Origin of the sequence: Candidatus Frackibacter sp. WG13, assembly GCF_900114655.1 — a bacterium.
Classification (GTDB): domain Bacteria; phylum Bacillota; class Halanaerobiia; order Halobacteroidales; family Acetohalobiaceae; genus Frackibacter.
The window spans coordinates 21,278-30,450 of record NZ_FOTT01000030.1 but is presented as its reverse complement, the minus strand read 5'-3'; the positions used below and the strand labels follow the sequence as shown (position 1 = coordinate 30,450).

Genomic DNA, 9,173 nt, shown 5'->3' with positions numbered 1-9,173 from the left:
CAGCACTTCAAATCTATCTTCATCAATTGCAGGAAATATTATCTGCTGAAAAGGATGAGCCCAGCTATCTTGAAGTATTTTTTTAAGATATTCGGGCATATTTAAGACAGAATCATTAAAAGACAGTTGTTGAAATTCATTTTTAGAAAACATAAAAGCACCCCAATTAGTATTATTTGTTATACTAATTATACCACATAATCACTGTTATATCAACGATTATGGAGGTTTTAAATGCTTTTATTATTGTATTTAAAAGACTTAGTTTAGTATTTATATTTTAATGAATTGGAAAATATTATATGCTTTTTGTGTTGGAATCATAAATATAACTTCTACTTCGTCTTATAGCTGTCTTCTTTGATTCCTTTTCAGCTTTAGATATTAATTCACTAAATGTTTCTCTGATCTTAGCTCTATCTAAATTATTTATCCCTTCCCAAAGTTCAAATCTAAGCTTCTTAGCGTGTCCTGTAGCTTTTAAAACATATTTATTTAAGTGATATCTATCTAATATCTGCTTGCTTTTAGGTAACCATTTTAAACCTTCTTTGATCCACAGAGCTCCATCTCCTGCAAGATAAATCTGTTTGATACTATCAAGTTCATAATTAGAATCTATATAATCCAGTACCTCTAACCAAAGTTCTTCAGATTTGCTATATATTCCTGAAAAACAGTAACTATTTTTTAATTTATTTCTTCCTTCTTCCTTGCTAATCCCTTCATGCACATAAACTAACCTTGGTACTGAATTCTTACCATTTTGTAAGGAAACATGGTCTTCATCAGCCTCTACATATAAGTATTCAACTTCTTTTTTCTCATTTGGATTATTCAATTCATCATTTTCTATTTTTTCTAATTTTCTTATTTTGTTCATTACTGTTTGATCACTTAATTCCAAGCTGTTTACTATTTCTTTCCCTACTTTAGCATAGGATTCATTCGTTGCTGCATCAACCATCTCAGCTTCTAATCCTCTATCTACCCTTTGATACTTGCCTATACCTAATTTCCTATCTGCTAGGTGCTGATATTCATCATTAAACTTCGATTCATAATATCTTCTTTTAAATTTCACTTCACCAAACTCAGTAATTAGTGTCCTATTTTCTTTCCTAACTATATCCCATTTCTCCTTACGACTTGGACTCTCTTTAATCATTTCATCTAAATTTTCTATTAGATATTTACATAATTCTCTTCCTAACTCATCCATATCTTTTCTAAGCAATTTTATAAAGTCTGAAATACTTTCACCGTTGTTTATAGCAACGTTTATTAAGAATTCTTCTGTATTTTCCTTAATTTTTTCTCCAAACTGTTGTATAATTGTATCCATGAGGGACTCCTCCTTTTTGTGTTTTGCTGGTTACTTAACACTTTATCAAAAGAGGAGTCCCTTTTCTAGTTTTTGTACTAAATTTACCTACATTTATTTTACACTATGTTAAAATTATTATTAAAATTTTTTTGCAAATAAATTAATTTTGTATGATTATAGTAAATAAATCATTTAATAAATCACAAACTAAAAGAGATATTCAAATAAAAACAACACATTTGAAGCTATTTATGAAATAAAAAGTAGAATAAAGTCGTTTAATTACAAAAAAATTTTAGTATTTACTTGACATTTTTTAATAATCTGATTATAATGAATAGTAACAGATGACATTAGTTAGAATGATACATTAAATAAAAGGGGGAATGATCAAAAAAATTAAACTTCATTCTAATTATTTAATCCAAAGCTTCAAAAATTTTTAGTGTTAATATTATTTAAAAGTTTAAAATTAAAAGGAGGATTTATAAATGAAAAAGTATCCAGCTGAACCATTTAAAATTAAAGCAGTAGAAACTATAGAAATGACTACAAAAGAAGAGAGAGAAGAGGCAATAAAAGAAGCAGGTTATAATACTTTCTTACTTGATTCAGACCAAGTATATATTGATCTACTAACTGATAGTGGAACTTCTGCAATGAGTGATGAGCAATGGGCAGCATTAATGGTAGGTGACGAAGCTTATGCCGGTAGTGATAATTGGTATAAATTAGAAAAAGCTGTGAAAGAAATATATGGCTTTGATTATGTAGTTCCAACTCACCAGGGTAGAGGAGCAGAAAACCTATTATCTCAAATAATGATTGAAGAGGGAGATTACATCCCAGGAAATATGTACTTTACAACTACTAAAGCTCACCAACAATTAAATGGTGGTAAATTTGTAGATGTAATTGTTGATGAAGGACATCAACCTTCAGTTGACGCTCCATTTAAAGGGAATGTAGATGTGGATAAATACCAAGAACTAATAGATGAAGTAGGAGCAGATAAAATTCCTTACATCTGTGTTGCAGTTACTGTAAATATGGCTGGTGGACAACCAGTAAGTATGGAGAATCTTAAGAAAGTAAAAGAAATTTCTGAAGAAAATGATATAAAAGTAATGTATGATGCTACACGATGTGTAGAAAATGCTTACTTCATTAAAGAAAGAGAAGAAGGATATGAAGATAAGACAGTAGCAGAAATACTTAAAGAAATGATGAGCTATGCTGATGGTTGTACAATGAGCGGTAAGAAAGACTGCCTTGTTAATATTGGTGGATTTTTAGCTATGAATGATGAAGACATATATACAGAAGCAACTCAATTAGTAGTTGTATATGAAGGAATGCCTAGCTATGGTGGATTAGCAGGGAGAGATATGGAAGCAATGGCTCAAGGAATTTATGAGTCTGTAGATCCGAATTATATTGAGCATAGAGTTAAGCAGGTTAGATATTTAGGAGATAGATTAGCTGAAGCAGGAGTTCCTATTATCAAACCTGTAGGTGGACACGCAGTATTTATAGATGCTAAAGCATTCTTACCACACCTTTCTCAAGATCAGCTTCCTGCTCAGGCATTAGCGGCAGCAATATATGTTGATTCTGGAGTAAGAAGTATGGAAAGAGGAATTGTTTCAGCAGGTAGAGATGCAGATGGGAATCACTGTTATCCTGAATTAGAAACAGTTAGATTAACTATTCCAAGAAGAGTGTATACTTATGCTCATATGGATGTTGTTGCAGATTCAGTAATTAATCTTTATGAGAATCGAGATAGCATTAAAGGATTAAAATTTGTTTATGAACCGCCTGTATTAAGATTCTTTACTTCAAGATTCGAACCAATTGAGTAATTAAAGGATATCATTCAAAGCTACGATTGCTCTAATTAGAGCAATCGTAGCTTTGAAAACAATTATTGTAGCATTCATAATTTATTTTTAATGTCAGAAAATTGTAATTACTATAGAGAAATTAATAAAAAACTTTTAATAAGGGTGATTATTTTATGGAAAAGACAGAGATCAAAACTGATAAAAGTCCTGCAGCGATTGGACCTTATTCTCAAGCGATACAATTAGATAATTTAGTACTAACTAGTGGTCAAATTCCTTTTACTCCTGAGGGTGAACTTGTTAGCAATGATGTAAAAGAACAGGCTCGACAAAGTTTAGAGAATGTTAAAGGAGTTTTAGAAGCAGCAGGTACTGATTTAGATAAAGTAGTTAAATGTACTGTATTTATTAGTAATATGGATGATTTTCCTAAAATTAATGAAGTTTATCAAGAATTCTTTAAGGAGCCTTATCCAGCACGTAGTTGTGTTGAAGTAAGTAGGTTACCTAAAGATGTGAAATTAGAAATTGAAGCTATTGCCTACAAGAAATAAATAAATTATAGGTGCTGAGGACACTTAAATAACTACAATAAATTTAAGTGTTCTCAGTTTAGACTAAAGTAACTACATTAATGATTCAACCTCATGTTCGAACTCTAATTATAAATAGCAGTAAAAGCTAAAGTGAAAGATAATTTATGAAATGAAGTTATTGACAAAATTATAGGATGGGAAGGGGATTTTTAATTAATGAAAAACAATGAAGAAACCAGAATGCCAACGACAAAAGAGGCAGCATTTGCATTATTGGCTGTTATTGGTGTAATTTTAATTTCCATTAATAGTGCTCTTGTTTTAGAAACAGCATTAGTCTTAGGGGCAATGACATCTGCTATTATTGCAGTTTATTTTGGTTATGAATTTGAAGAGATAGAAAATGCTCTAATTGAAGGAATAAAGAATGGATTAGGCGCATGTATGATTCTTATGATTATTGGTATGGTTGTAGGGACTTGGATTTTAGGTGGAACCATTCAAACTATGGTTTATTATGGTCTAAAATTACTTTCACCACAAATATTTTTACCTGCTAGTTTTCTCCTTAGTACAATAACCTCTTTATTAATTGGAAGTTCATTTGGAACAATGGCAACAATAGGTATAGTTTTAATGGGAGTAGCTGAAGGTCTTGGAGCTCCAGCAGCTATGACAGCTGGTGCTATAGTGTCAGGTGCTATATTTGGAGATAAACTTTCCCCAATGTCAGATTCTACAAATTTAGCTGCAGCAATGAGTGGTACAGGTTTATTTGATCATATCCGCTCTATGTCTTATGTTTCTGTTCCTACAGCTGCGATCAGTATAACTATTTATGGTATCATGGGAAAGATGTATATATCGGGTAATGTTAATTTAGGAACTGTAGAAAAGATTTTAAATACTCTACAAGGTAATTTCAATATTAGTCTTATAACTTTAATTCCACCTTTATTAATGATTATTTTATCAGTTTTAAAAGTACCAGCTATCGCCTCCTTATCTGCAAGCTTTGCTACAGCATCTATTTTTGCAGTATTTACTCAAGGAGCCAATCTTTCTGAAATTATTAATGTAGCAGCAAATGGTTATGTGGCTGAAACAGGTTTTAAGTTAATTGATAATCTTCTTACCCAAGGCGGTATAAATGGTATGATGAGTACGGTTGCTATAATTTTAGCAGGTACTGCTATGGGCGGTGTATTAGAGAAAACTAATGTTTTAAAAGTATTACTTAAATCTCTTATGAATTATGTAAAGACACCAAAGGGGTTAGTCTTAAGTACACTTGCATCTGCATATATGATGCTTATTGCTACTGGAGAAATGATGGTATCAATGATAATTCCAGGTCGAACTCTAGAACCAGCTTATAAGGAATTAAATATCCATAATAGTGTTCTTTCTCGGTCACTCGAGACAGCAGCAACTTTAGGATGTGCTATTTTACCATGGGGTGTAGTATCAGTCTATATACAGAATGTTCTAGATGTTAATCTTGGTTATATTCAATATACATTTTTACCTTTCATTTCACCAATTATTACAATAATTTATGCATTTATGGGTTTCGCACTCTTTAAAAGAGATGATAAAGATTCAAAACAGACTTCGGAGATAGCTGTTTAAATAACATTTTAAAATTTTGTTTTAAATATTTTTAATTTTTAATCTATTAGTAAATATTTTTACCAACATTATTTATAATTATTCTTGTAATTTTAGCTTTTACTCTTTGAATTAAACCCAGTCAATGGGTTTAATTCTTTTTTTCTTATATTTAAATTAGAATAATAAAAGGAGGATAAAAATGAATTTTAAATATATATTTGGACCTATAATATCAAGAAGATTAGGAGTATCTTTAGGAATAGATTTACTTCCTAATGGAGTATGTACCTTCGATTGTATATATTGCGAGCGAGGGTCTAGAGCAGAACTTAATATAGAAAGAAAAGAATATATTCCAACTAAAAAAGTAATTAAAGAGTTAGATCGATTCCTCAAAAGAAAACCAAAACTTGACTATATTACATTCTCTGGTTCTGGAGAACCTACTTTGCATAGCAAAATAGATAAAATAGTTGGTTTTTTAAAACAAAATTATCCAGAATATAAAATAGCTTTATTAACCAATGCCAGTCTCTTTACTGACAAAAGAATATTAGAAAGAATTAAGAAGATTGATTTAATAGTTCCATCTTTAGATGCTGTATTGGAGAGTACTTTTCAAACAATCAACCGTCCTGTTTTTAGCTTAAGTATCAACGATATCATTAATGGATTAATAAATTTAGATAAAAATTATGTAGGGGAAACTTGGTTAGAGATATTTATTATTCCTGGAGTTAACGATACTGAAAAAGAAATTAAAACCTTTAAAAAAGTAATTGATAAAATTAATCCTCAACGAATACAGTTAAATACTTTAGATAGACCTGGAGTTGAAAATTGGATACAACCAGCAACTATGAAGAAATTAAACCAAATTGCTACAGCTTTAGGTGATAAAGTAGAAGTAGTAGGCAAATTAAAACCTCGAAGAAAGCAAAAGTTGAAGAATAAAGTAATATAATGATTAGCAAATAGCAAAGGTATATTAATAATTAAAAAAAGAATAGATGATGATATCATAGTTACTAAATGGCTTACTTTATGATAATAATTTGAGAGACTATAAATTGAAAAAACAGGTCAATCAATTATTACTGACTGACCTGCATAATTTACTTTTGGTAGCTCTAAGGCTTGAATAACACTAAGTACCACTTGATGAATAGAGGCATCAATATCAATTTGTTTATTACTATCAAAGATAGGTTGATGAGCATCAATGAGTGCAACCTTTTCTGTTCCTAAATAGTATTTCAAATAATCAACACATGGTTGCACTTTGTCTATGTAGAACTGGTATCTTCTTTCTAGATTTTCTTTGGTGTCATCTGCTCTCTTTCTGTTTAATGTTCGAGCTTTCATTTGTTCTTTTGATATAAAAAGATGTAATACTTTTATTATAGGAATATTTAGTTTTTCAAATGTTTTTAATAGGTGTTTTGCAGCAACTATAGTTCTTGGATATCCATCTAGGATTGTAATTTGATTTCTAAGGTCAAGTGAATTTTCAAGCAATGCTTTTATGATTTTTTTAGTCCATTTGTCAGGTACTAATAATCCGCTGTTTACACAAAACTCTAACCAATCGAATTGTGAAATGAAATTATTATTTGACCTTAAGTATGTTATTAATTTTTCTTTATGCTTATGTACTTCCTTGATTGTTTCAGGCTTATTTTTATTTAAATTAAAAATAGAAGTCTTATCATTAATATCATATTTATCTGCAAGTATAAGTTTGAATTCTTTATCTTGTTTTGCCTTACTGATAGTCATTCTTAAAATATTCCCCATTGATAAGCGTCTAGTTTTTGGGATAGCTAGAAATTTACATAATGCTTTCGATATTTCTCCTTTCCCACATCCAGAAGGGCCAGTAAGTAATATCACTCCCTTTCCTTCAATACTTACCTGATTTACATTAATCTTAATATCTTCGTTAAGAAATAGTTGTTTAGACATAATTCCTCCTTAAGATATAATAAGATAATTCTTATACCAGTGGTCATATTACTTTATAATTATTCTTTTTTATAAAATTTGTGCTAAGGAAATTAAGAGTTACATCACATTCTTTTCTTTATTGCATAAATTACAGTATATAGTGATTAAAGGATAGTTATTTTCATTGTTTAAAAGGAGATGAGATAATAATGAAAGCGGGTTATTATGATAAAAATCCAAGTGGCTTATTAATTTTTCTCCACATCCCCAAGACTGGAGGAACTACGCTAAGGAGCATAATTACTAAAGTATACCGTAAAGATCAGTTTTTTGAAGGGGATTATCAAAAAATAATTAATAAGTTGAAGAAATCAGAGGAAAATATACAAGGAATAGAATGTATAAAAGGCCATATTAAGTTTGGGATTCATCGTTATTGTACACGACTATATACTTATATTACTATGTTGCGGAAACCAATTGATCGCATGATTTCTGTCTATTATCATATACGTCGTAATCCAAATATTCCTAAGTATGAGCAGTTAAAGAATATTAGTTTTAAAGAATTTGTTAGTAGTGACCAGTTTTCATATAATTCAAATCGACAACTCTTTATGATAACAGGAGGGAAGAAGCATCCTTTTAATTTGGATTCTTCTGATTTGGAGGAAGCTAAAAGTAATTTAGATAATTGTTTTTCAGTGGTAGGGATAACAGAAATGTTTGATGAATCTTTATTTTTGATGAAAAAAGAATTAGGTTGGGATGATATATCCTACACTAGGAAAAGGGTAGCTAAGAATCGTCCCTCTAAAGAAAATGTTTCAAATGAGACAATTAAAATAATAGAGGAAAGAAATAAGTTGGATATAGAGTTGTATCAGTATGCTAAAAAGAAATTAAAGGCTAGAATTAAGAGTTTAAATTCTAATTCTAAAGAGGAACTAAATAATTTTATTAGTCAAACTTAAGAATTACTAAGTTATTATTTAATTTTCATTGAATCACACTAAAGAATATTATTTGCATAATATATAATAAAGGTTGATATCAAGGGGAGATATAGAGAATGAAAGATAAGTTATTAATTTTCATGCATATACCAAAGACTGGTGGTATTACACTACGCAGGATAATAGATAAGCAGTATGATGAAAGTAAGGTTTTTACTGGTAAGCATAAAGGGGCAATAGGTGAATTAGAGGAAGATAGAAATCAATTTAGATGTGTACAAGGACATGTCAGATTTGGCATCCATGAGTATTGTCCAGAACCATATACCTATATTACTATGATACGTGAGCCAGTTGACCGTATGATTTCTGAATATTATCATATACGAAGAAGTCCAACTAATCGCTTTCACGAAAGGATGCAAAGTATTAATTTAAAAGAGTATGCTATTAGCAATGAGTTCGCTAGTAATTCAAATCGACAGGTTTCTATATTAACAGGAGTAAAGAAAGACCCATTTGATTTAGAAAAAGCTGATTTAAAAGAGGCTAAAAGAAATTTAGATGAATATTTTTCGGTAGTAGGTATAACGGAGAGGTTTGATGAATCCTTACTTTTGATGAAGAGAGAGCTTGGTTGGGATAATATACTTTATACAAAGAAAAATGTAGGGCAAAATCGTCTTCCTAAAGAGGAAGTGTCAAATGAAGTACTTGATATCATTAAAGAGAGGAATAAATTAGATATAGAATTATATAACTATGCAAAAAATAATTTACAGGAACAGATTAATTCCTTAGGACCTGATTTTAAACGTAATTTAAACAACTTTATTCATCAAAGTAAAGAGTTTAATAATTCTAATCATTAAAGCTTAATCTTTGCTAAGATGCACTACAACTAGTTACTTGCATAAGATATAATAATAATTTATTAAAAGGAGCG

The 9,173-nt window shown here is 29.9% G+C and carries 8 protein-coding genes; 6 read left to right on the top strand and 2 right to left on the bottom strand.

What is annotated here, in order from left to right:
• Positions 1-298: 298 nt before the first annotated feature.
• Positions 299-1,345 carry an ISLre2 family transposase gene (locus BM077_RS12715; protein ID WP_255361644.1) on the bottom strand — a complete coding sequence of 349 codons (1,047 nt, stop codon included), beginning with the start codon at positions 1,343-1,345 and terminating at the stop codon, positions 299-301.
• A 473-nt stretch (positions 1,346-1,818) separates the two neighbouring features.
• On the opposite strand from BM077_RS12715, the gene BM077_RS12710 reads away from it, so the two are divergent.
• The 4 genes from BM077_RS12710 (at position 1,819) to BM077_RS12695 (ending at position 6,288) form a co-directional block, all read left to right on the top strand.
• Positions 1,819-3,192, top strand: coding sequence for a tyrosine phenol-lyase (locus BM077_RS12710; RefSeq protein WP_089750879.1), 1,374 nt, complete (start codon positions 1,819-1,821; stop codon positions 3,190-3,192).
• 155 nt (positions 3,193-3,347) lie between these two features.
• A complete protein-coding gene (locus BM077_RS12705; protein ID WP_089750877.1) occupies positions 3,348-3,728 on the top strand; it encodes a RidA family protein in 381 nt (126 codons plus the stop codon).
• Between the two features lie 198 nt (positions 3,729-3,926).
• Positions 3,927-5,342 carry a Na+/H+ antiporter NhaC gene (gene nhaC / locus BM077_RS12700; protein ID WP_089750875.1) on the top strand — a complete coding sequence of 472 codons (1,416 nt, stop codon included), beginning with the start codon at positions 3,927-3,929 and terminating at the stop codon, positions 5,340-5,342.
• A gap of 181 nt (positions 5,343-5,523) precedes the next feature.
• A complete protein-coding gene (locus BM077_RS12695) occupies positions 5,524-6,288 on the top strand; it encodes a radical SAM protein (protein WP_089750873.1) in 765 nt (254 codons plus the stop codon).
• 119 nt (positions 6,289-6,407) lie between these two features.
• On the opposite strand, the gene BM077_RS12690 is transcribed toward BM077_RS12695, so the two are convergent.
• Positions 6,408-7,289 (bottom strand): adenylate kinase family protein, encoded by an 882-nt coding sequence (locus tag BM077_RS12690; RefSeq protein ID WP_089750871.1) that lies wholly within the window; start codon positions 7,287-7,289, stop codon positions 6,408-6,410.
• Between the two features lie 191 nt (positions 7,290-7,480).
• On the opposite strand from BM077_RS12690, the gene BM077_RS12685 reads away from it, so the two are divergent.
• Entirely contained in the window at positions 7,481-8,245 is a 765-nt protein-coding gene (locus tag BM077_RS12685) for a sulfotransferase family 2 domain-containing protein (protein WP_089750868.1), read from the top strand.
• 98 nt (positions 8,246-8,343) lie between these two features.
• Complete coding sequence (locus tag BM077_RS12680; protein ID WP_089750866.1) at positions 8,344-9,099, top strand: sulfotransferase family 2 domain-containing protein; 756 nt, start codon at positions 8,344-8,346, stop codon at positions 9,097-9,099.
• The last annotated feature ends 74 nt before the right edge of the window (positions 9,100-9,173 follow it).